Here is a 21,457-nt window from a genome sequence, read left to right on the forward strand (position 1 = left end):
TACCAATTAATATGAAACATACATTATTCAAAATTTCTGCCCTCGCCATGATGATGACTGCGATAATCAGCTGTAGCGATGCCAACATTGCCAGTTACAACACACGAAAATCAGCGGATAATTTTGAAGTTAATCGCCGTATTGTGTTTTATAATGGTATCACGGATAACTACATCCTTGAGATTGAAGGCAGATGCTCATTTGATTTGAATGATAGCAAAACTGCTTTTAATGTCATTTGCAAGACAGGTGAAAAAGTATTTAAAAGACATACATTAGTGCTATCTGACAATGTGACAGCATTTGTCGAACAAATTGAGCCCAATCAGGCTGATAGTTATTTTTACCGAGTTATATTCAAGCCGTCCGCTATCGTACCTGATATGGAAGTTAAACTGCCAGAGTAAACTGGCATAGCAAACATACTGGATTGATTATCGCACAATCCAGTATGTTTTGTTAGTATTTATAAACGAAATATCACTTTAATAAATCGGTGAATTTTTCACGCAGTTTTGCCAATTTTGGTGGAATGGCAAAACTACAATACGGCTGAGTGGGGTTATTGGCAAAATAATTTTGATGATAGCTTTCTGCTGGATAAAACTGCGGTGCCATCTCAAGGCGAGTCACGACAGGGATGCCATCTTTGATAAGCTCATTTATGAGTTGCTCAGCAATGGCTTTATCGGTGTTATCCTCATAAAAAATCACCGACGCATATTGTGTGCCGATGTCATTGCCTTGGCGGTTCGGCGTTGTCGGGTCATGGGTGGCAAAAAACACTGCCAAAATCTGCGATAAATCAATCACTTGATCATCATAGACCACCTGCACCACTTCGACATGACCTGTCGTACCCGTACAGACCGCTTGATAATTGGCGGTATCGGCACTGCCACCTGCATAACCACTGACGACACTTTGCACGCCTTTTAGCGCGCCAAACACCGACTCAGTACACCAAAAACAGCCACCACCCAACAAGATTGATCGAATCATCACCACATCCTTAATTTCAAATTGATAAATCAATGCTATAATAAGTCATTTTTACCAGTCTATCATAAGCCTATGTCAAATACCAAGCACGACACGCTATTTACGACACCGCTGGATAAATCGGCTCGTTTTAGCTTTGATGAAGAAGTGGTGGCGTGTTTTCCTGATATGATTCGCCGCAGTGTCCCAGGCTATGGGCAGATGCTTGCCATGCTGCCGATTTTGGCTCGCCGTCATTGCCTATTTCGCCAAAATACGCATGATGGTAAAAAAGTCAGTCGTGTCTATGATCTTGGCACATCGCTTGGGGCGGTAAGTTTTGCTTTGGCGGATAAATTTCGTCCTGATGAGCTTGAAATCCATGCCATCGACATCTCAAAGCCGATGATCGATCGTGCCAAAAGTGTCGTCGTTGAGCATTATCCTGATCATGACATTCGCTTTGAGCTTGCCGACATCACGCAGATGGACTTTGAGCCGTGCGATTTGATTGTTATCAATCTGACCTTGCAATTTCTCAATCCTGATGCCCGCCTAGCCCTACTACAAAAATGCCACGATGCACTGGCTGATGGCGGTATTTTGATTCTCACCGAAAAAACGCACCTAAGTGATGAACAAGATGATGCATGGCGAGTCGAACGCTATTATGATTTTAAGCGAGCCAATGGCTACAGCGAGATGGAAATCAGTGGCAAACGCAATGCACTTGAGAATGTACTCATCACCGACACGCTTGAGCTGCATCATCACAGGCTGCAGCAAGCAGGATTTGAGCGTCGTTTGACTTGGTTTATGTTTTTGAATTTTGCGTCGATTGTGGCGTTTAAATAGCGATTTTTAGTATGATGAACACCATTGCCCGTACCGAAAAAGCCTTATTTGACACCTTGTTTGACCTAGCTCAGCATCATCCTGTGGCGTATGAATGGCTCAAACGCCTACCTGATTGGCTTGGTAGTATCAAAAATAAAGAGCGGTATGCACACGCACCGTATTATGAATCAGTAATTAACAAACTGCCTGAAGTATCGCCAACGCATATCGATCTTAATGCCAGCTGTGTCACTGCTCATGTCAGCTTGACTCACAGTGACTATCGCAAAGCCGAAGCACTGCTAAGAAACCTGATGCCATGGCGAAAAGGCGGCTTTATCATCGGTGATGAGACGCATCAAATCCATATCGACACTGAATGGCGTAGCGATCACAAATGGGATCGCGTCTTGCCACACATCAGCGATCTTAGCGGCAAACGCGTGCTCGATGTCGGCGGTGGCTCGGGTTATCATGGCTTTCGTATGCTTGGAGCGGGTGCCAGTAGCGTGGTGGTGATTGACCCATCTTGCTTGTTTTATCATCAGTTTATGGCGATACGGCATTTTTTGGGTGAGATGACCAACCGCTTTGGCCAGTCACCGATTCACTTTATTCCTGTGGGTTTGGAAGAATTGCCAAATGGCGGATTGTTTCATACCGTCTTTTGTATGGGCGTACTATATCACCGTGCTTCGCCGTTTGATTGTTTATTACAATTAAAAAATCAACTGCTAAAAGGCGGTGAACTGGTGCTTGAAACTCTGGTCGTAGAAGGTGATGAAAATACCGTACTTGTACCAAAAGATCGCTATGCGATGATGAATAATGTGTATTTTTTGCCATCGGTGGCGGCACTGACACTTTGGCTTGAAAAAGCAGGCTTTGTCGATGTCCACTGCGTCGATATCAGCACCACCACAAGTGATGAGCAGCGTGCAACTGATTGGATGACTTATCATTCACTATCAGACTTTCTAGATCCTAATGATGACAGCAAAACCATCGAAGGCTATCCACGCCCTGTACGCGCGGTGATGGTCGCCAAAAAGCCTTGACCTGCGATGATATAAATTGGCATTTGTGCCAATTTTATACAATTTACTACACATCATTTGCCAAAGCTTGATTATAATAAGCCAGCTGTCATGCGCTTGGCTTATTTTGTATTTTTTGTATTAATAAATCCAACTTCAGCGCATGGCCAACCAGTTAAAACAATACTCTAAAATTAAGGTGAAAATATGGCAGGTGGTAGCCTACTGATGTTACTTGATGACATCGCAACGATTCTTGATGATGTCTCAGTAATGACAAAAATGGCAGCAAAAAAGACTGCAGGCGTACTGGGTGATGATTTGGCGCTGAACGCTCAGCAGGTGACTGGCGTGCGTGCCGATCGTGAGCTGTCTGTCGTATGGGCAGTTGCCAAAGGTTCGTTCATTAATAAAGTCATCCTAGTGCCAGCTGCCCTACTCATCAGTGCGGTGGCAGCTTGGCTGATTACACCCCTGTTGATGCTCGGCGGTGCGTTCTTGTGCTATGAAGGTGCCGAAAAAGTCGTGCATAAATTCGCCCCAAATCTACTGCCACATGAGCTTGACGATGATGCCGCACATCATGACCGCCTAGTCGCCAATGCTGATGAGCAGGTGGATTTGGTCGCTTTAGAAAAAGACAAAATCCGTGGTGCGATTCGTACGGACTTTATCTTATCTGCTGAGATCGTGGTCATCTCACTGGGCGTGATGACCGCAGCGACACTAGCAACCAAAGCGGCAGCACTGACAGCAATTGCTATCTTGATGACTGTCGGTGTGTATGGCTTGGTGGGTCTGATTGTCAAGCTTGATGATATGGGCGTGCATCTACTGAACAAACCTAGCTCATCATCACAGGCGATGGGTCGTGCACTGCTTGCTTTTGCACCAAAGCTGATGAAGTTCTTATCATTCGCCGGTACACTTGCGATGTTCTTGGTCGGTGGTGGTATCTTGGTACATGGGATCGATATTTTGCACCATCAAGCCGAAGATCTGGCGGCATTGTCAGGCGTATTTGGCGGCTTTACCGAAGCGCTATATAATGGGATCGTGGGTCTGATCGCAGGTTTGATCATCCTTGCGGTGGTGATCGTGGCGAAGAAGGCGTTTGGTAAGAAGCATTAACTCGCCTCAAGCGATGTGGCATTGAATAACTGACATTGCCAATCAAAAAAGACGCTTGAATGCGTCTTTTTTTGCATATTGTGATAAATTGTTCGGCTGATTTATGAATCACTGGGGTAAAGTGAAACGACCCTTGATGCGGATGGCTATCACCGCGTCCGCTGTTCGATGATGATCGAATCGATGCCATTATTACGCAGGCGGATGCTGGCAGCGGTGGCCTCGCTTTGGCTCATCGGCGTGGAGATGACTTGGTATAGAAAGCTGCCATCGTTTAATTCGCGACGCACGACGATGGCATCGACGCCTGCCATCAGCACTTCAGCGCGCTTTAGGTCGGCTTCGTGGGCTTGTTCGTAGCTTTTGATTTGTAGGATGTGGCTGCCTTGACTAGCTTGGACTTGGCTGATGCCGCGCTCCGATTCACTCATCGTCAGTCGATTGGTTGGCTCATCCGCCTCGGCTGTGTCGATGGGCGCAGGCTCGACTTGGCTTGGCGCGCTGTTATTGGCATTAGAATGCACGATCAAGTCCGTGCTTGGCGTGGGCAGACTGACCACCTCGCGCTCTTGGATGCTGACGCCCTCAGGGATGCTTTGAAATTTTTGTTCAGGCAGCACTTCATAAAACTCAAATTCCATCGCAGGACTGGTGGTTTTGATGGGTTCAACCGGCGCTTCGAGTTCAGCGGTACTGCGGCGAAAACCATCAAACAAAGGCGAAAAATACAAAAATACCGACAGCATCACCACCACCAAAGCGCCCACCAGCATCCATAATAGGCTGCTTAAGCCTCTGCTGCGGCGGCGCATCTCATCTTTATAGATGGCAGAAGGTTGTTTTTGGGGTCTTGGTGACATGGTAATATCCTTGGGCTGAGCGTACTGGCCAAAGCTGCATCGAGCGGCGCAACTGGACTTAAGATGACAAAATCAATGAATGATGACTATTGTAACAAATTTTTCTAAAAATATCGTGCTTATTGTTGCATGGTGGTTGGTAGTTGGGATAAATATTGTTATAATATGTGGATGAATTATCACAAAGGTGCTTAGCATGTCTGCGATGGCGACGCTATTTTTGGTATCGGCCGAGACGATTACCAAGTTGGGCTTGTATGTATTACTGCCTGTTTTTATTGCATTTTTGATTTTTATTATGTGGGACATTTCCAAAAAATCAAATGCAGGCAGAGCAGGAACATTCTGGATTTTTGTGGCTTTGGGTATGGGTTTTTTTGGATTCATCGCCAAACTTGTGATCGAATTCGTCCTTGAAAAATGGGTTTTATAAGCTTTAAATTGTTCATCGGCATTGATGGCTTGATTGACAATTTTAATTGATCTTAAACTTGGAGAAACGGTATGAAAAATTTTGCACTAATTGCCGTGATGGCAGCAGCAGTGGCGTTGAGCGCTTGCAGCAAGGACCATGAGAAAGTCTATGCGGTAGATCGCGTTGAAGAAGCGCAGGCAGCTGCACTACAAAAGGCGCCACAAGCTGAAGAGATGATTTTTGATGATCATGGACAGCCGACTTTTGTTGAGTTGTCAGGTGGCGCGGCGACTACCACCACGCCTGCAGCCGATGCTGCCGCTCCAGCCGATGCTGCCACCGATGCCGCTGCGCCTGCTGCAGCCGATGCGACCACGGAAGCTGCGCCTGCAGCCGATGCAGCCACCACCAATTAATCAAATTGGGCTATTTGCATTTTAAGGTGGGATTTTTAAAAATCTCACCTTATTTTTTAACTTAACAAACTCTAATTTTTGTAATCTAAGGTTGAAACTACTTGAGCAAATCAATTTTAAAATTTGCATTTCAAGGTTGAAAAATCTACGTTTATTGCATAATATTTAACTATTGCAAAATAAGGTTGAAAATAAAATGGCATCTGCACCAAACAATACTGAATCGACACTGGCAAGTTTTATTTGGAACAATGCGAATGATCTTTGGGGGGATTTTCCGCATACAGAGTTCGGTAAAATCATTTTGCCCTTTACGGTATTAAGACGTTTGGAATGTGTACTTGAGCCAACGAAAGATGCTGTCCTCAATACTTATGAGCAATTCAAAGATCAAGGGATGGCGCTTGACGATATTCTTACTAACGTAAGCGGCAATCCGTTCTATAACAAATCGACTTATAACCTTTCCAATTTAGGCGGTACAAAAACCAAAGCCAACCTTGAAGATTACATTTCTAATTTTTCTGAAAACGTGCGTGTAATCTTTGAACAGTTTGATTTCAATACAACAATCAATAAGCTTTCTAAAGCGAATTTACTGCTACGCATTTGCAACAACTTCGCTGCCATCGACTTACATCCGAATGTTGTTCCTGACCGCACCATGAGCAATGTCTATGAACATTTGATTGCAAGATTTGGTGCGGAAGTCGGTACGGGGTCAGAGGACTTTATGACCCCGCGTGATATTGTGCATTTGGCAGCGACTTTATTGCTTGAGCCTGATAATGAGTTGTTTGAACAAAAGAATGGTTTAATCAGAACTATCTATGATCAAACGTGCGGTACATCGGGCTTCCTAACCGACATGATGAACTATGTAGACGGTTTCAAAGACCGCTATAAAGTTGCCCCTGTACTTGTACCCCACGGACAGGAATTGCAGCCTGAAACTCATGCAGTCGCATTGGGTTCAATGTTGCTCAAAAAACTGGAATCTGACCCAAGCCGTGATTTATCGCAGAATATTAAATTGGGCAGTACACTCAGTAATGACTTATTTGCAGGACAGCGTTTCCACTATCAATGTTCTAACCCGCCTTTCGGCATGTCATGGGCGAAGGATGCCAGTGCGGTTCAATTAGAGCATAAAGAAAAAGGCTTAAATGGGCGTTTTGGTGCGGGTTTGCCTAAAGCCAGTGACGGCTCAATGCTGTTTTTACAAAATTTGATTTCCAAACTAGAACTACCTGAAAATGGTGGTGGTCGTGGTGCGATTGTACTATCAGGCTCACCATTGTTTAACGGTGGTGCAGGCTCAGGCGAGTCAGAAATTAGACGCTTTATTTTAGAAAATGATTATCTCGAAGCAATTGTGGCATTGCCGACTGATATTTTCTTCCGTACAGGCATTGGAACGTATATTTGGTTGATTTCAAACCGTAAACCTGAACAGCGCAAAGGCAAAGTACAGCTCATTGATGCAACAGGTATGGGTTCATCTATGCGCAAAAATGAGGGCAACAAGCGCAAGTTTATTGACCAAAACTCGATTGATGAAATTAGCCGTATTTATGCCGACTTTGAAGAAAGTTCGGTCAGTAAGATTTTTGATTACACTGACTTTGGCTATCGCCGAGTAAAAGTCTTGCGCCCTCTACGGATTGATCTTCAATTTGATGCGGAAAAACTGGAATCGTTTAAAGCATCGAAAGAATTTGGCAAGTTATCCGACAGCGACCAAAACACGGTATCAGCTTATATTGAGCAGCAATTTGGTGACAGTAAAGAATATGCTTGGTTTGAGAATACATTCCTAAACAATCTACCACTCAGCAAAGTCAGTAAGGGCTTAAAGAATGCTTTGATCGCTGCGTTTGGGGTGCAAAATCCTGATGCCGAAGCCGTTGAAATTAATGGTGAAGTACAAATGGACAGTGACCTCACCGACTATGAAAATATTCCTTTAAATCAAAATATTGAGGACTATATGGCAAAAGAGGTACTTCCTCATGCGCCTGATGCGGTAATTGATACCAGTTATACCGATAGCAAAGACGGTCAAGTGGGGGTGGTAGGTTATGAAATTAACTTTAACCGCTATTTCTATGTATTCGAGCAGCCACGCCATCCGAATGACATTATGGCGGAGATCAAAGAGTTGTCTGCCGAAGTCGCACAATTGCTTGGGGAGGTTTAAAAATGGAATTTAAACAATACCCAAGTTATAAAAATAGCGGTGTGGAATGGTTAGGTGATGTGCCTGATGAATGGGATATTTATCCTTTTTGGCATCTATTTAACCGAAAAGAAATCACTAACAAGACTCAAGAACAATTGTTATCTGTTTATTTGGATAGAGGAGTCATACTCCATTCTGAGGGTGGTGGGATGGTCCATAAACCAGCAGATAATCTTGAAAAGTATCAACTTGTTGAAGTCAATGATTTCGTAATGAATAATCAACAAGCTTGGAGAGGGTCTGTAGGAGTTAGCCCGTATCGGGGTATCGTCAGTCCTGCATATCTTATTTTTTCATTTAACAAAACATTATGTGAACCTAAGTTTTTTAAATACTTTCTGCGTGATAAGGGGATTGTTGATCAGTTTATGATCGCATCTATGAGCGTAGGTACGATTCAACGTCAAGTTAAGTGGCATTTACTAAAAACAATTCAGTTATCTATCCCAAGTCTTATTGAACAAAACACGATCGCTAATTTTCTCGACACCGAAACTGCCCGAATTGACAACCTCATTACCAAGCAAGAAAAGTTAATTGAGCTTTTAGAAGAACAGCGTAAGTCGATTATTTCTCATGCTGTCACTAAAGGTTTAAATCCTAATGCACCGATGAAAGACAGTGGTGTGGAATGGTTGGGGGATGTGCCTGAGCATTGGACGGTGTTAAAGAACAGACACATATTCAACTTTAGTAAAGGCCTAAGTATCACGAAAGAAAACTTACAGGAATCAGGAATTCCGTGTGTTAGTTATGGTGAGGTGCATTCAAAATTTGGATTTGAATTTAACCCTGAAATTAATGACATGAAATTTGTGTCAGAAGAATATTTAAAAACCTCAAAAAACTGCCTTTTGAATAGTGGTGATTTTATCTTTGCTGATACATCAGAAGATTTTGAAGGTTCAGGTAATTTCTCATATTTAAATAGTAATTCCCAAGTTTTCGCAGGGTATCATACTGTTATTGCTCGTTTAAAATCGAAACAAAAACCGAGATTCTTTGCATACATATTTGATTCAAATGCACATCGCAAACAAATTCAAACACAAGTTAAAGGTATTAAAGTTTTTAGTATTACCCAAGGTATATTAAAAGACATATATTCTTGGCTGCCGCCAGTTCATGAACAAGATTTAATTGTTGAGTATTTAGATAATGAATGTAAAAAAATATCATTATTAAAAGCCAAGCAAATAGAACTAATCGAAAAACTTAAAGCATATCGTTCTTCGATTATCTCCCATGCGGTTACAGGTAAAATTGACGTAAGGGAGTTTGGCGCATGAATTTTTTAGCAAACACTATCTAAAGCCAATATGGGAATGCCTGAGTTATGGCATCAAGCCCCGTTTTGGCAACACGCATTACAACAGAATTAAAAATTAGGGGAATCGCATGAATATCTTGGCAGACAAAGCCCATTATGAAAGTCACTTAGAAGCCTATATTGTGCAAAAACTGCAAGCGCAAGGTTGGGTGGTTGGGCAAAGTAAAAATTATCATACCGAATATGCACTCTATCCCGAAGATTTAATCACATGGATTCAAGCCACACAGCCTGAAAAGTGGGAAAAACTGCAAGCCTTGAATGGCAATAATACCGAAAAGCGCATCATCGACCGCTTGGATGATGAACTGAATAAGAAAGGCACAATCCATATCTTTCGTAATGGCTTTAGCATGGCGGGCGCAGGCACGATAGACCTCAGTGAGAGCGCACCCGAAGATGGACGCAATCAAGCTGTCATTGACCGCTATAACGCCAATATCCTACGTGTTGTTCCACAACTTAAATACCACCCTTCTAAAGATGCAGGCATTTTAGACCTTGTATTCTTTATTAATGGTTTGCCAATGGCAACGGTAGAAATTAAGACCGAGTTTAATCAGTCTTTAGAAGATGCCATTGAGCAGTATAAAAATGATCGTAAGCCGATTGACCCTAAAACAAGACGTAAAGAGCCATTGCTGACACCTAAGCGTGGTGCAATTGTGCATTTTGCTTTGTCTGAATCTGAAATTGCCATGACCACGGCTTTAGATGGTGAAAGCACCTATTTCTTGCCGTTTAATAAAGGTAATGAGGGACATGCAGGCAACCCCCCTGCGGATGCAGCCCTAGGTGAAGATTATCCAGTAGCTTACTTTTGGGATTATGTCTGCCAACGTGATAATTGGCTGAAAATATTCCATAACTTTGTCTATGTGGAAAAGAAAAACAAAGTCGATCTATATGGCAACTGGACGGTACAGGAACGCTTGATTTTTCCACGTTACCACCAGTTTGATGCGGTGAATAAAATCATTGCCGATGTGCAAGAAAAAGGCGTAGGACTGAATTATCTGTGTGAACATAGTGCAGGCTCAGGCAAAACCTCTACGATTTCTTGGGTGTGTCATTCACTGGTGCGTTTGCGTCACAATGACGGTACACCGTTTTATAACTCCGTCATTGTGGTGACAGACAGAACGGTACTGGATGACCAGTTACAGGAAGCCATTCAACAATTAGACCATCAGAAAGGCTTAATTGCTGCAATTAACCGTGATGACAAAGAACATGCAGGCAAATCGAAAAGCAAACAGCTTGAAGATGCACTGTTGTCCAATAAACAGATCATTATTGTGACTATTCAGACTTTCCCGCATGTGATGGAAGCAATTCTGACCAATACCAGTTTAAGCGACCGTAACTACGGTATTGTGATTGATGAAGCACATACCTCGCAAACAGGCTCAACAGCATCTAAACTGCAAGCGACATTGGCATTGCAGTCAGGTGAAGCAATGGCTAACCTGACTGTTGAGGAATTGCTTGAGCAGATTCAAAAAGCGCGTGTACAGTCTAAAAATATCAGCCACTTTGCCTTTACTGCAACTCCAAAGCACTCGACTAAAATGCTGTTTGGGCGCACTAAAAATGGTGAGCCTGCCAGTGATGACAACTTGCCTGAATCCTTTCATTTATATCCACAACGTCAAGCCATCGAAGAAGGCTTTATTTTAGATGTACTGCAAGGCTACGTGCCTTATAAAACAGCTTTTAAACTCGGCGGTGAAGCTGTTGATGATGATAAACGGGTCAATTCTAAAGCAGCCAAGAAAGCCTTAGCCCGTTGGATGGCTTTACACGCGACCAATGTCACCCAAAAGGTGCAGTTTATTATTCAACACTTTCACCACAATGTTGCCAATTTGCTTAATGGTCAAGCCAAAGCCATGATCGTGACCAGTTCACGCCCTGCGGCAGCACGATATAAAATTGCCTTGGAAAAATATATTGAAGATAACCCTGAATACAGTGCCTACCGTGTCTTGGTGGCATTTTCGGGTAAGCTCACGGGCAAACAGATTAGCCATGAAGCAGATGGTGATAGCGAAAACGGGGCGCTATTTCAAGTTGGTGAAGATGCTGAATTTACCGAAGCCAATATGAATGCCGATGCACCTAATTCTGATTTACGCATCGCATTTGACCGCCCTGAATATCGCTTAATGGTAGTGGCGAATAAATTCCAAACAGGCTTTGACCAACCCAAACTCTGCGCCATGTACATTGATAAAGTCATTGCCAATGAAGTTGAAGTGGTACAAACCTTGTCACGCTTAAACCGTACCACCACAGGCAAAGATCAAACCTTTGTAATTGACTTTGTAAATGACCCTGAATGGATTTTAAAGTGCTTCAAAAAGTACGACAACGGGGCAAAAATGGTGGATGTACAAGACCCGAATGTGGTTTATACCATCAAAGATAATATTGAAGAACTTGATCTGATTACCGAAGATGATTTGGAGGAGTTTAAAGCAGCTCGTTTTAAAACCATCCGTGATATTAGTAATCATGATTTCAAAGAAACCACACATCCCGACCTGTTTAAAGCAACCGATCGTGTCGCCCGCCTGTTTAACCAAAAACTGAAAATGCTCAAACAGGCGATTGAGCTACAGGAAACCGCATTTGATCAAGCCAAAGCAGACGGCAATGATGAAGGCGCAGAAAAAGCGGAATTTGAGCGCAAGCAGTTAGACGTAGAATTACAAACCTTGATGCGCTTTAAGGGCAATTTGGATAAGTTTAGCCGTATTTATTCCTATGTGGCACAGCTTATTGACTTTGGCGATCCTGAACTTGAAAACTTCTCGGCATTTACCAAGCTCTTATCCAAACGATTAAATGGTATGTCTGCTAAAGAAATTGATATTTCAGGCTTGGTACTGACTGGCTTTGGCATCTTTAAAAAGAAACTTAAAACCGATGATACCGATCATCCCGAAGCGGATGAACCTCAACCATTAGCCCCCATCCAAGGCACAGCCAATGGTGATTTACAGCCAACCAAAATGACTTATCTGAAAGAAGTCATTGATCTTATTGCTCAGACTTTTGGCGATATTTCCACCCGTGAAGAACAGGTGGTATACATCAATCATTTAGTAACCATTCTACGAAATAACGATGTAGTTATGGCTCAGATTGAAAATAATCCTGAATCCACAGCCTTGCAAGGTAATTTGCCATCGGCAACGAAAGGCGCAATTATTCAAGCACTGACCTCACATCAAGACTTATCAGCATTGTTGCTCAAGACCGATGCACAAGCGATGCAGAATGTGATCAAGGTGCTGTATAAATTGCTTAAAGATGGTGAAACCATTGATGTGCATCGTCTAACATAACGGAGTATTAGAATGATTGATATTCTGCAACTGGAAGGTGTACAGCCGATAGATTACCGTAATGAAGATGGCTGTATTATGATTACCGTACAGCCAAGCGGTGAGCATTTGGAAACATGCCCTGAATGCGGCGGACGTTTATACAAACACGGTCAGCGTATCAATCATTTTGCCGATACCCCCTTACAGATGCAGCCAGTAAAAATTGAGGTGATACGAACACGCTATCGCTGTTCTGAATGCAAAAGCATGATTACCCCTCAACTCAGCTTCTTAGATGAAAAGCGTAGAGCGACCCATCGGCTGATTCAGCAAGTACGCAAGCGTTGCTTAGATCGAACATTTACGCAGCTTGCCGAAGATACGGGTGTAGTGGTGAACACCATTAAAAACATTACGCTCGATTTCGTGGAGGAATTAGAACGAGATATTAAGTTTGAAACGCCAACGATTATGGGTATTGATGAACTTAAATTGATGGGAACATATCGCTGTGTCATCACCAACCTTGCTATGAACAGCTTATATGATATGTTGCCTGAAAGAACTCAAGATACATTGATACCATACTTCGCCAAACTGCCTGATGCAGAAAAAGTAGAATGGATTTGTAGTGATATGTGGCGACCCTTCAAAAAGTCATTCCGTCTGCACCTACCAAATGCCAAGTTGGTTATTGATAAGTTTCATGTAGTGAGAATGGCAAGTGAAGCTTTAGACACTGAACGTAAAACATTACAAAGTAGCTTGGATCGCGATGCCCGACTGAATATGAAAAAGCATTTACGGTGGATACTGCTTAGACGACCAAATTCATTGACCGAAGATCAACAAAGAATTTTAGGAAATTTAGAAAAATGGCATCCTGAATTTAAGGAAGCTTATGACCTCAAAGAGCAGTTTTATAATATTTATGAAGCAACAACCAAAGACGATGCCATACAAAGGTTTCATGAATGGGAAAGCAGTATTCCCAAATATTTAAAGTCTTTCCGTGACGTTGCTAAAACTGTGAATAATAACTTTGAGGAAATATTCACCTATTGGGATGCGCCAATAAGAATTACCAATGCTTATACTGAGGGGCATAATGGTATTACAAGGGTCGCAAATCGAATGGGACGAGGATATACCTTTGAGGTGCTTCGAGCAAAAATGTTATATAACAAAGTGGCTCGATCTATTACAACTTTAAAGACACCATCATCTTTATTAAAATCAACCAAAGGTTATGAGGGTTTAACTGCATTTCCAACCAAGCAAGAGAAAACTAAGTTGGAATATGGCGCTTATATTCCAACTTTGGTTGAATTGTATGGCGGTGAGGAAGATTTGGATGAAGAACTAATTTCAACCATATAATGCAAATAGCCTCAAATTGATGAATGCTGTTTATAAGCCTGTGGATTGCCGCAGGCTTTTTTGTATAAATCTGTCATAAGCTGGGTGCTTGATTTTTTTGGCGCAGCTTGATACAGTAGAGCTGATTTTAATGGAATAAGGAAAATACCCATGGCACTACGACACGACATCGACCCTGATGGACTTTTGGAATATTCGGTGGTCTATACCGACCGTGCTTTGAACCATATGTCAGCACAGTTTCGTCAGGTGATGACTGATTTATCCAGCGAGCTCAAATCACTGTATCATGCTGATGCCATCGCCATCGTACCAGGCTCTGGCACATCAGGCATGGAAGCGGTTGCGCGCGCTTTGGCAGCGGACAAGGACTGTGTGGTGGTGCGTAATGGCTGGTTTAGCTATCGCTGGACGCAGATTTTGGATGCCACAGGCGTGGCTAAATCTGTTGAAGTATTTAAGGCAAGTCAGTTGGACAATGATGGCGTGGTGCAGTTTGCCCCTGCCGATATTGAGACGCTGACAGCTTATATTCGCAAAAATCGCCCGCAGATGGTCTTTGCACCCCATGTTGAGACAGCCTCTGGCATGATGCTGTCGGATGACTATATCCGTGCACTTGGTGAAGCGGTGCATGAAGTCGGTGGTCTGCTTGCCATTGACTGTATCGCTTCAGGTTGTATTTGGCTGGATATGCAGGCGCTTGGCATCGATGTGCTGCTATCTGCACCCCAAAAAGGTCTGTCTAGCACCCCGTGTGCAGGGCTTGTCATGCTCTCAGCGGCTGCCAAAGAAGCGGTGCTTGCCAGTACGCCATCAAGCTTTGCCTTGGATCTTAAGGCATGGCTCAATATCATGATTGCCTACGAAAACGGCGGTCATGCCTATCATGCGACCATGCCAACTGACGGTATCAAGCAGCTAAGAGATACGCTGTTTGAAGCTCGTGACATTGGCTATGACACCCTAAAAGCTGCCCAAATCAAGCTAGGTACTCAAATCCTAGCCTTGCTAAATGCCAAAGGCATCCAAAGCGTCGCAGCACCTTCTGCTCAGGCTTATGGCGTCGTCGTCTGCCATGCGCCAAATGATGCGGTGCATAAGGGTGCAGCATTTGCCGAAGTGGGCTTACAGATCGCTGCTGGCACACCGCTACAAGTCGATGAGCCGAGCGATTATAAGTCGTTTCGCATTGGACTGTTTGGGCTTGATAAGCTGATCGATGTCGATGGCACGACCGAGCGATTTGCCCGTGCAGCCGAGCAGGTGTTTGGCTGATCCAAGTTTAAGCCTTTTGTCACTACTTGAAAAATCAACAGGCTAGGTGTATGCTTAGCCTGTTTTTTTTGTGTTTTTTAAGGATAAAAAATGAGCCTAAATCAACTTGCTTATGAGCAAAATTTATCAGTCGTCAAAGACCTAGCCCCCCAAAGCCTATGGCAATGGTTCGCCCGCATCTGTGCCACACCGCACCCAAGCTATCACGAAGAAGCCCTAGCCAATGACATCGTGGCATGGGCGAGCTCTCGTGGTATGACAGCCTATCGTGATGGTGTGGGCAATGTGATTATTAAAAAAGGCGCAAGCCAAGGCTATGAGCATCATCCGACCATCGCACTACAAGCACACCTAGATATGGTGCCCCAAGCCAATGCCGATACGGTACATGACTTTGCCACCGATCCGATACGCCTACGCATCCATCCTGAAGATGGCGAATGGCTGATGGCGACAGGCACGACACTCGGTGCGGATAATGGCATCGGCATGGCAAGCTGTCTGGCTGTTTTGGACAGTGATAACATCGCTCATCCACCGCTTGAAGTGCTACTGACCATGGCCGAAGAGACGGGTATGGTGGGCGTGTTTGGACTGCAGCCGCAGACCTTATCTGCACAGATGATGATCAATACCGACACCGAAGAGATTGGTGAGGTGTATATCGGCTGTGCTGGTGGTATCGATGCGGATATGAGCCTAAAGGTGGATTGGCAGGCATCAACATTTGATACGGCAATTGATTTGACCATCAAAGGCTTGCGTGGTGGACATTCAGGGATTGATATTCATAAAAATCGTGGTAATGCCATCAAGATTTTGGCGCGCATTTTGGCGGATGTTGAGGCACAATTTGCCGACCGCTTTGGTATCAGTGCCATCACAGGTGGTACGCTACGAAACGCCATTCCCCGTGAAGCATCGGTGAGTATCGCTTGCCAAACGACGGATAAAGATGCCATCTTAGCCATCATTGACCAAAGTATCGCTACCATCACGGGCGAGATTTGCCAAGTCGAACCCAAATTCACCACCGTCATCAATGATACCAATGCCCCAAGCCAAGTGCTTGATGCACAAAGTACCGCCAAGGCCATCCATCTGATGAATATCCTGCCAAGTGGCGTGGTGCGATATAGCGATGTCGTGGCGGATACGGTGGAGACTTCATTGTCATTTGGCAAGACACAGCTGACCGCTGATACGCTTGAGTGTACGCTACTGATTCGCTCATTGATTGAGTCGGGCAAGGCGGCGGTGTGTCAGACGCTCTCAAGTATTGCTACACTGGCTGGTGCTGATGTCAAATTTGACGGCGATTATGTCGGTTGGACACCAGACACAGGCTCTGCCATCACAGCGACCACCATGCGACTTTATACCGACATTCTAGGTCATGTGCCAGAGATTAAGGTCATTCATGCAGGGCTTGAGTGTGGATTGATCAAGACCAGCCATCCGACGCTTGACATCGTCTCTATCGGGCCGACCATCAAAAATGCACATTCACCTGATGAAATGGTGCATATCCCATCGGTGGCGACTTATTGGACGCTGTTGACGCAGATTTTGGCGAATGTGCCAAAGGCGTGATGATAAAACCGTTTGAATGTACTTCAAACGGTTTTTTTTGATGACTAATCACTGGGTTAAGCCAGTGATCGTATTATTGAAAGTTTACAAATTCCCCTTCATAAACCGCACCATCTTATCCCAGCTTGCCTTGGCAGCATCGGCATGATAGCCTAAGTCCACGCCATTTTCACGAGCACGGTCATCGGCGTGCGGATTGCTAAAGCCGTGTTTAGCACCTTCATAGACATCGATTTCATGGCTGACTTTGGCAGCGGTCAGCTCATCACGCAGACCATCGATGGCGGCCATCGACACCATGCTGTCGGCAGCACCATGAGCGACGAGTACTTTGGCGGTGAATTTACCTTCGGCGGCAGGGGTGATTGGGGTAGGGTTGCCATGGAAAGTGGCGACGGTTTTGAGCGGCGTGCCTAGGCGTGCCATATCTAGAGCGATTTTACCACCAAAACAAAAGCCGGCAATGCCAATGCGTGCGCCATCGACCTGCGGCAATGACGCCACCGCATCAAAAATCACTCGGCAGCGATTCATCAGCTCATCAGAGTTTTCAAGCATTTGTGTCATCCATTCGTTGGCTTGATGCGCATCGGTGGTCATTTTGCCATCGCCATAGATGTCCATCACCACCGCCACGAAGCCTTCATTTGCCAAGCGTTCGGCGACTGTCTTTGGATGTTCGACCACGCCCCACCACTCAGGTGCGACGAGTACGGCAGGTGATGTGCCATCAGTCGGTGTATCTATCGGCATGGCGACATAGCTGTGCAGGGCAGTGCCATCTGGTGCGGTGGTAGTGAGTGTCGTAGTGCTGATTGTCATGATGCTTATCCTTAATATAAACCAAAAATTCACGGATGTGATGGGGATAACTTAACAAGGGATTTTGGGCAAGTCAAGCGGTTTTTTGTATGGATTTAGGGTACAATAGACACTTTGATGATAACTAATGATTATGATGACAAACAATCAACTTCGCCCACGATTTTGGGAGACCTATTCGCTTAATGAGCTGACCGACGATGAATGGGAAGCGCTGTGCGATGGCTGTGGCGTGTGCTGTTTGGTGAAGTTTTTGGATGATGACGATGTCCGCTACACTGAGTACACCGATGTGGCGTGCCAGCTACTTGACTGCACGACAGGACATTGCTCAGATTATGCCAATCGCCAAAAGACAGTGCCTGACTGCATTCGCTTGACGGCAGATGAGTTGCCACAGATGCTATGGCTACCCCGTCACTGTGCCTACAAGCGACTGTATCTAGGGCAGCAGCTGCCACCTTGGCACAAGCTTTTGCATGATGGCATTAGCCATAAAGCAGGCTTTGCCAAAGTATCGTCAGCAGGTCGCTGTGTCAGCGAAGTGGGCATGAGCGATGAAGCCATCGAAGAGCGGATTATCCGCTGGGTAAAGCTTTAAGTAGTTGTTTGGAAAGGGTTTGGTGTGGGCTTGGTGGTACACTTGTAAGCAAAATTATCCAAAATCCGCAAAAAGCCACTTGAATAATCTGCCCCAATACGCTAAATTAAAAGCGAAAATTTCAATCACACGAGGTTAAATTATACCGCAGATGTCTGATGACAATTCGAGTAGTTGGTCAATGCAAGGGCTGAAGCGTTGGTTATCCACCGCACCTGAGACCCGAGATGATTTATTAAAACTGGTGCAGGATTCACGCCAGTTTTTGGAGCCGGATACGGTCGATATGCTAGAAGGCGTACTGGATTTGCCTGCCACCCAAGTGCGTGAAATCATGACGCCACGCCCGCAGGTACACGCTGTGGCGAGCGACGATGATTTATCCGACATCCTATCGGTGGTGCTTGAGACTGAGCATTCTCGCTATCCTGTCTTTGACAGCCACGATGATAATGCGGTGCTGGGGATTTTGTTGGTCAAGGATTTGATCCCATTTTTAAAAAACAAAGCCGAAGGTATTGATACACCACTGCGTATCTCAGACATCGTGCGTAAGCCGTTGTACATCAGCGAGACAGCGCGTTCAGATACGCTACTGCGTTCGCTACAAAAAGCCCAAGTGCATATGGCGGTCGTCGTCGATGAGTTCGGCTCGGTGTCGGGCGTGGTGACGATGGAAGATCTGCTTGAGGAGATTGTCGGTGATATCGTCGATGAGCATGATGATATGGATGAAGATAGCGATATTAATAACATCGTCCCACATCCTGACAAAGCAGGCGTGTGGCTCGTGCAGGCATCGACATTGATTAGTGATTGTAATGAAGTCTTGGGTAGTCATTTTGATGATGCCGATGTCGATACCATGGGCGGTCTTGTGATGCAGGCACTGGGCTTTGTGAGTCATCTTGAGGGTGAGACGGTGCTGATTGATGATTGGCAAATTACCATTGTCGACGTCGAAGGGCGATTTATCCATCTGCTTGAGCTGACATTAGTGGCGCAGGCAGAGGTGGCTGATCAGTAAGCCGATGGCCTTGATATTGACCCAAAAAATACGCATTGAACATACATCAATGCGTATTTTTTTGGCTCAGTCATTTATGGCTGGCTGGATGCTCGACCGACATCAGCTTGCAGCGCATCGGGAAGTGCCAGCTCAACCACGCCGTGAGCTGCCGCCGCCCTGATGGCATCGGGACGCGCGATGACCAAGGCCTGTGCGCCCTCATCTGTGCTGCTTACATTCACAATCGCCAAGCCCAGCGCCTCGGCTTGGCCATCAAAAAAAGCGGCATCAGCATGAGCCACACGATGCAGATAGGCTTTCGGACTTGCCTTGAAATACAATCGAGCGATGATTTCTTGACCCAAATAACAACCCTTATCATAGGCCACGCCGCCGCGCTGATGCAGGCGCAGTTCTTGGGGCTGAAACAACTCACTGTTGTCTTTGGTCACCCAATAGTTGCCTTGGGCAATGCTGGCCAGTTGCCATGCGGCATCAGCTTGGCTGTCATTGGCATCAAAGCTTGGCATGCCATCAATCATTGCAGGATAGATCGGCTGTGGCGCTGATAGTGTGATCTTGGAAAATGCGCCAAATTTTTTGACATGTTTGGCAAAATCCTCCGCCATGTCTTGGCTGATCACAATCTGTATGCCATCAGCAAGACGACGCAGCCATAGCCCAAACTGCACACGGCCTTTGAGATTACAAATCGCGCTCGGCAAAAATACCTCGTCAAGTTTTGCCATATCGGCAGTCACTTGTCCTTGCAAAAACTTCTCGGCATCAGCGCCTGTCATGATAAAACTGCTAAATTCTGTCATTGTATTATCCAAGTTATCTATCTAAAATCGCATCCAAAATCATGCATTATGAATTTTATGATCAAGTCATCTGACTGATATGGGGTAATTTTAAAAAATTATAAGGCAAAATATGGCAAAAGTGTTAAAATTTTGTATGAATTGCCAATCAACACAAGAAATTAGCATAAAAATCGGTTACAATAAGCAGTTAAGTTTTCATTTGCAATTTGCCCGTAGAGGATAAAATGACCCTGCCAGCCTGCCCAAACTGCCACGAAGAATTCACCTATGCCGACGGTGATTTATTGATTTGTCCCATGTGTAGCCACGAATGGAAAGAGGGCGAATCAAGCGATGATCTGCCAGTCATCAAAGATGCAGTCGGCAATGTGCTTGCCGATGGCGACGCGGTCACGGTGATCAAGGATCTAAAAGTCAAAGGCTCATCAACTCCCATCAAAGTTGGCACCAAAGTCAAATCGATCCGCTTGATTTATGATGCGCCAGATGATCATGACATCGACTGCAAAATCGATGGCTTTGGCGCGATGAAACTGAAATCATCGGTGGTCAAAAAAGCGTAGTACTTGGCAAGATGGCATTGACAGCCGCTGTCATGAGTTGGAAGAATTAATGAAAAAATTCATTATTATTTTGACGAAATTTATTAGAAATAATTGGCAGCTTTTGTTTGCTTTGGCAGCGGCTGGCGTGACTTATTCCATTTTATTGGGCGAGCTTAGATATTTTCGCAGTTATGTGCCAAGCTTGCATCGCCCGACGGCGTATTTGATCGTTTGGGATGTGTTTTTGCTCAGCTATTTGACGGTCACAGCGTGGATGTTTGCCAATGTTAAGCGCGAAGATATCGAAAAGCGCGCGCATCGAGAGTACGAGAAAAAAGAAAAAATGCTGGTGTTGGTGCTGATTACCAGCGTGGTCAGTATCGTCACCATCGTCCGTGAGATGAGTATTGGCGCAGAATTGGTGGGTTGGCAGACGGCATTTCATGTGGTGCTGACTTTCATCACTTTGGTGGCGTCATGGCTGTTTATTCATGTGTTATTTGCGCTGTATTATGCGCACGCTTATTATGATATGAATAATAACAGCATTTATCCGCTGGATTTTCCTTATGAGGATAATCCTGATTATTGGGACTTTGTGTATTTTTCTTTAGGCATTGGCGCAACAGGGCAGACTGCGGATATTTCATTTACCAGTCGTAAGCTTAGACGGGTTGGGACATTTCACAGCGTGTTGTCTTTCTTTTTTAATACAGCCGTGCTTGCGCTGATGATTGAAATGTCCGCCAGTCTGATTTCTTAATCATCGCCGCCAAACCATCCAGACAGCAGCAGATCTGACCGATCTCAAATCAAGG

The 21,457-nt window shown here is 44.7% G+C and carries 20 protein-coding genes; 16 read left to right on the top strand and 4 right to left on the bottom strand.

Going from position 1 to position 21,457, the window contains the following annotated elements; genetic code table 11:
* The first annotated feature begins 11 nt into the window (after positions 1-11).
* Complete coding sequence (locus AZ602_RS03320) at positions 12-407, top strand: hypothetical protein (protein ID WP_103033691.1); 396 nt, start codon at positions 12-14, stop codon at positions 405-407.
* 73 nt (positions 408-480) lie between these two features.
* On the opposite strand, the gene msrA is transcribed toward AZ602_RS03320, so the two are convergent.
* Positions 481-999, bottom strand: a complete 519-nt coding sequence (gene msrA / locus AZ602_RS03325) for a peptide-methionine (S)-S-oxide reductase MsrA (protein ID WP_103033726.1) — start codon at positions 997-999, stop codon at positions 481-483.
* Between the two features lie 75 nt (positions 1,000-1,074).
* On the opposite strand from msrA, the gene cmoA reads away from it, so the two are divergent.
* The 3 genes from cmoA (at position 1,075) to AZ602_RS03340 (ending at position 3,986) form a co-directional block, all read left to right on the top strand.
* A complete protein-coding gene (gene cmoA / locus AZ602_RS03330) occupies positions 1,075-1,836 on the top strand; it encodes a carboxy-S-adenosyl-L-methionine synthase CmoA (RefSeq protein ID WP_103033692.1) in 762 nt (253 codons plus the stop codon).
* 14 nt (positions 1,837-1,850) lie between these two features.
* Entirely contained in the window at positions 1,851-2,876 is a 1,026-nt protein-coding gene (gene cmoB / locus AZ602_RS03335) for a tRNA 5-methoxyuridine(34)/uridine 5-oxyacetic acid(34) synthase CmoB (protein WP_103033727.1), read from the top strand.
* Between the two features lie 186 nt (positions 2,877-3,062).
* Entirely contained in the window at positions 3,063-3,986 is a 924-nt protein-coding gene (locus AZ602_RS03340; protein ID WP_103033693.1) for a DUF808 domain-containing protein, read from the top strand.
* Between the two features lie 149 nt (positions 3,987-4,135).
* Here the strand turns inward: AZ602_RS03340 and AZ602_RS03345 are convergent, their stop codons facing one another.
* Complete coding sequence (locus AZ602_RS03345) at positions 4,136-4,846, bottom strand: SPOR domain-containing protein (RefSeq protein WP_103033694.1); 711 nt, start codon at positions 4,844-4,846, stop codon at positions 4,136-4,138.
* A gap of 196 nt (positions 4,847-5,042) precedes the next feature.
* On the opposite strand from AZ602_RS03345, the gene AZ602_RS03350 reads away from it, so the two are divergent.
* The 8 genes from AZ602_RS03350 (at position 5,043) to AZ602_RS03385 (ending at position 16,835) form a co-directional block, all read left to right on the top strand.
* Positions 5,043-5,279 carry a DUF2788 domain-containing protein gene (locus AZ602_RS03350; RefSeq protein ID WP_078317955.1) on the top strand — a complete coding sequence of 79 codons (237 nt, stop codon included), beginning with the start codon at positions 5,043-5,045 and terminating at the stop codon, positions 5,277-5,279.
* Positions 5,280-5,350: 71 nt separating this feature from the next.
* The gene (locus AZ602_RS03355; RefSeq protein WP_103033695.1) at positions 5,351-5,677 is read left to right on the top strand and encodes a hypothetical protein; all 327 of its coding nucleotides are present in this window, start codon (positions 5,351-5,353) and stop codon (positions 5,675-5,677) included.
* Between the two features lie 196 nt (positions 5,678-5,873).
* Complete coding sequence (locus AZ602_RS03360; protein WP_103033696.1) at positions 5,874-7,877, top strand: class I SAM-dependent DNA methyltransferase; 2,004 nt, start codon at positions 5,874-5,876, stop codon at positions 7,875-7,877.
* Positions 7,878-7,879: 2 nt separating this feature from the next.
* Positions 7,880-9,208 (top strand): restriction endonuclease subunit S, encoded by a 1,329-nt coding sequence (locus AZ602_RS03365; RefSeq protein ID WP_103033697.1) that lies wholly within the window; start codon positions 7,880-7,882, stop codon positions 9,206-9,208.
* A gap of 109 nt (positions 9,209-9,317) precedes the next feature.
* Positions 9,318-12,602 carry a type I restriction endonuclease subunit R gene (locus AZ602_RS03370; RefSeq protein ID WP_103033698.1) on the top strand — a complete coding sequence of 1,095 codons (3,285 nt, stop codon included), beginning with the start codon at positions 9,318-9,320 and terminating at the stop codon, positions 12,600-12,602.
* Positions 12,603-12,614: 12 nt separating this feature from the next.
* Positions 12,615-13,964, top strand: a complete 1,350-nt coding sequence (locus tag AZ602_RS03375; RefSeq protein ID WP_103033699.1) for an ISL3 family transposase — start codon at positions 12,615-12,617, stop codon at positions 13,962-13,964.
* A 150-nt stretch (positions 13,965-14,114) separates the two neighbouring features.
* The gene (locus AZ602_RS03380) at positions 14,115-15,242 is read left to right on the top strand and encodes an aminotransferase class V-fold PLP-dependent enzyme (RefSeq protein WP_369803853.1); all 1,128 of its coding nucleotides are present in this window, start codon (positions 14,115-14,117) and stop codon (positions 15,240-15,242) included.
* A gap of 90 nt (positions 15,243-15,332) precedes the next feature.
* Positions 15,333-16,835, top strand: a complete 1,503-nt coding sequence (locus tag AZ602_RS03385; RefSeq protein WP_103033701.1) for an aminoacyl-histidine dipeptidase — start codon at positions 15,333-15,335, stop codon at positions 16,833-16,835.
* A gap of 84 nt (positions 16,836-16,919) precedes the next feature.
* Here the strand turns inward: AZ602_RS03385 and AZ602_RS03390 are convergent, their stop codons facing one another.
* Positions 16,920-17,657 carry a dienelactone hydrolase family protein gene (locus tag AZ602_RS03390; protein WP_103033702.1) on the bottom strand — a complete coding sequence of 246 codons (738 nt, stop codon included), beginning with the start codon at positions 17,655-17,657 and terminating at the stop codon, positions 16,920-16,922.
* Between the two features lie 133 nt (positions 17,658-17,790).
* Between AZ602_RS03390 and AZ602_RS03395 the strand changes: the two genes are divergently transcribed.
* Both AZ602_RS03395 and AZ602_RS03400 read left to right on the top strand, forming a co-directional pair.
* A complete protein-coding gene (locus AZ602_RS03395) occupies positions 17,791-18,258 on the top strand; it encodes a YcgN family cysteine cluster protein (protein ID WP_369803854.1) in 468 nt (155 codons plus the stop codon).
* Positions 18,259-18,409: 151 nt separating this feature from the next.
* Positions 18,410-19,285: an HlyC/CorC family transporter gene (locus AZ602_RS03400; protein ID WP_103033703.1), complete on the top strand. Its 876-nt coding sequence runs from the start codon at positions 18,410-18,412 to the stop codon at positions 19,283-19,285.
* A 74-nt stretch (positions 19,286-19,359) separates the two neighbouring features.
* On the opposite strand, the gene AZ602_RS03405 is transcribed toward AZ602_RS03400, so the two are convergent.
* The gene (locus AZ602_RS03405) at positions 19,360-20,091 is read right to left on the bottom strand and encodes a folate-binding protein YgfZ (protein ID WP_103033704.1); all 732 of its coding nucleotides are present in this window, start codon (positions 20,089-20,091) and stop codon (positions 19,360-19,362) included.
* A 227-nt stretch (positions 20,092-20,318) separates the two neighbouring features.
* Here AZ602_RS03405 and AZ602_RS03410 point away from each other — a divergent pair, with 227 nt between their 5' ends.
* Together AZ602_RS03410 and AZ602_RS03415 are read left to right on the top strand one after the other, a co-directional pair.
* Positions 20,319-20,657 carry a zinc ribbon domain-containing protein YjdM gene (locus AZ602_RS03410; RefSeq protein ID WP_078317963.1) on the top strand — a complete coding sequence of 113 codons (339 nt, stop codon included), beginning with the start codon at positions 20,319-20,321 and terminating at the stop codon, positions 20,655-20,657.
* Positions 20,658-20,706: 49 nt separating this feature from the next.
* Complete coding sequence (locus AZ602_RS03415; protein ID WP_103033705.1) at positions 20,707-21,402, top strand: DUF1345 domain-containing protein; 696 nt, start codon at positions 20,707-20,709, stop codon at positions 21,400-21,402.
* Positions 21,403-21,457: the final 55 nt, after the last annotated feature.

Origin of the sequence: Moraxella sp. RCAD0137 (assembly GCF_002894025.1) — a bacterium.
GTDB lineage: Bacteria > Pseudomonadota > Gammaproteobacteria > Pseudomonadales > Moraxellaceae > Moraxella > Moraxella porci.

Bases quoted from the DNA above. Each gene is read 5' to 3' on its own strand.
- AZ602_RS03320 (WP_103033691.1), top strand. From the start codon at position 12: ATGAAACATACATTATTCAAAATTTCTGCCCTCGCCATGATGATGACT.
- cmoA (WP_103033692.1), top strand. From the start codon at position 1,075: ATGTCAAATACCAAGCACGACACGCTATTTACGACACCGCTGGATAAA.
- cmoB (WP_103033727.1), top strand. From the start codon at position 1,851: ATGAACACCATTGCCCGTACCGAAAAAGCCTTATTTGACACCTTGTTT.
- AZ602_RS03340 (WP_103033693.1), top strand. From the start codon at position 3,063: ATGGCAGGTGGTAGCCTACTGATGTTACTTGATGACATCGCAACGATT.
- AZ602_RS03345 (WP_103033694.1), bottom strand. From the start codon at position 4,846: ATGTCACCAAGACCCCAAAAACAACCTTCTGCCATCTATAAAGATGAG.
- AZ602_RS03350 (WP_078317955.1), top strand. From the start codon at position 5,043: ATGTCTGCGATGGCGACGCTATTTTTGGTATCGGCCGAGACGATTACC.
- AZ602_RS03355 (WP_103033695.1), top strand. From the start codon at position 5,351: ATGAAAAATTTTGCACTAATTGCCGTGATGGCAGCAGCAGTGGCGTTG.
- AZ602_RS03360 (WP_103033696.1), top strand. From the start codon at position 5,874: ATGGCATCTGCACCAAACAATACTGAATCGACACTGGCAAGTTTTATT.
- AZ602_RS03365 (WP_103033697.1), top strand. From the start codon at position 7,880: ATGGAATTTAAACAATACCCAAGTTATAAAAATAGCGGTGTGGAATGG.
- AZ602_RS03370 (WP_103033698.1), top strand. From the start codon at position 9,318: ATGAATATCTTGGCAGACAAAGCCCATTATGAAAGTCACTTAGAAGCC.
- AZ602_RS03375 (WP_103033699.1), top strand. From the start codon at position 12,615: ATGATTGATATTCTGCAACTGGAAGGTGTACAGCCGATAGATTACCGT.
- AZ602_RS03380 (WP_369803853.1), top strand. From the start codon at position 14,115: ATGGCACTACGACACGACATCGACCCTGATGGACTTTTGGAATATTCG.
- AZ602_RS03385 (WP_103033701.1), top strand. From the start codon at position 15,333: ATGAGCCTAAATCAACTTGCTTATGAGCAAAATTTATCAGTCGTCAAA.
- AZ602_RS03390 (WP_103033702.1), bottom strand. From the start codon at position 17,657: ATGACAATCAGCACTACGACACTCACTACCACCGCACCAGATGGCACT.
- AZ602_RS03395 (WP_369803854.1), top strand. From the start codon at position 17,791: ATGATGACAAACAATCAACTTCGCCCACGATTTTGGGAGACCTATTCG.
- AZ602_RS03400 (WP_103033703.1), top strand. From the start codon at position 18,410: ATGTCTGATGACAATTCGAGTAGTTGGTCAATGCAAGGGCTGAAGCGT.
- AZ602_RS03405 (WP_103033704.1), bottom strand. From the start codon at position 20,091: ATGACAGAATTTAGCAGTTTTATCATGACAGGCGCTGATGCCGAGAAG.
- AZ602_RS03410 (WP_078317963.1), top strand. From the start codon at position 20,319: ATGACCCTGCCAGCCTGCCCAAACTGCCACGAAGAATTCACCTATGCC.
- AZ602_RS03415 (WP_103033705.1), top strand. From the start codon at position 20,707: ATGAAAAAATTCATTATTATTTTGACGAAATTTATTAGAAATAATTGG.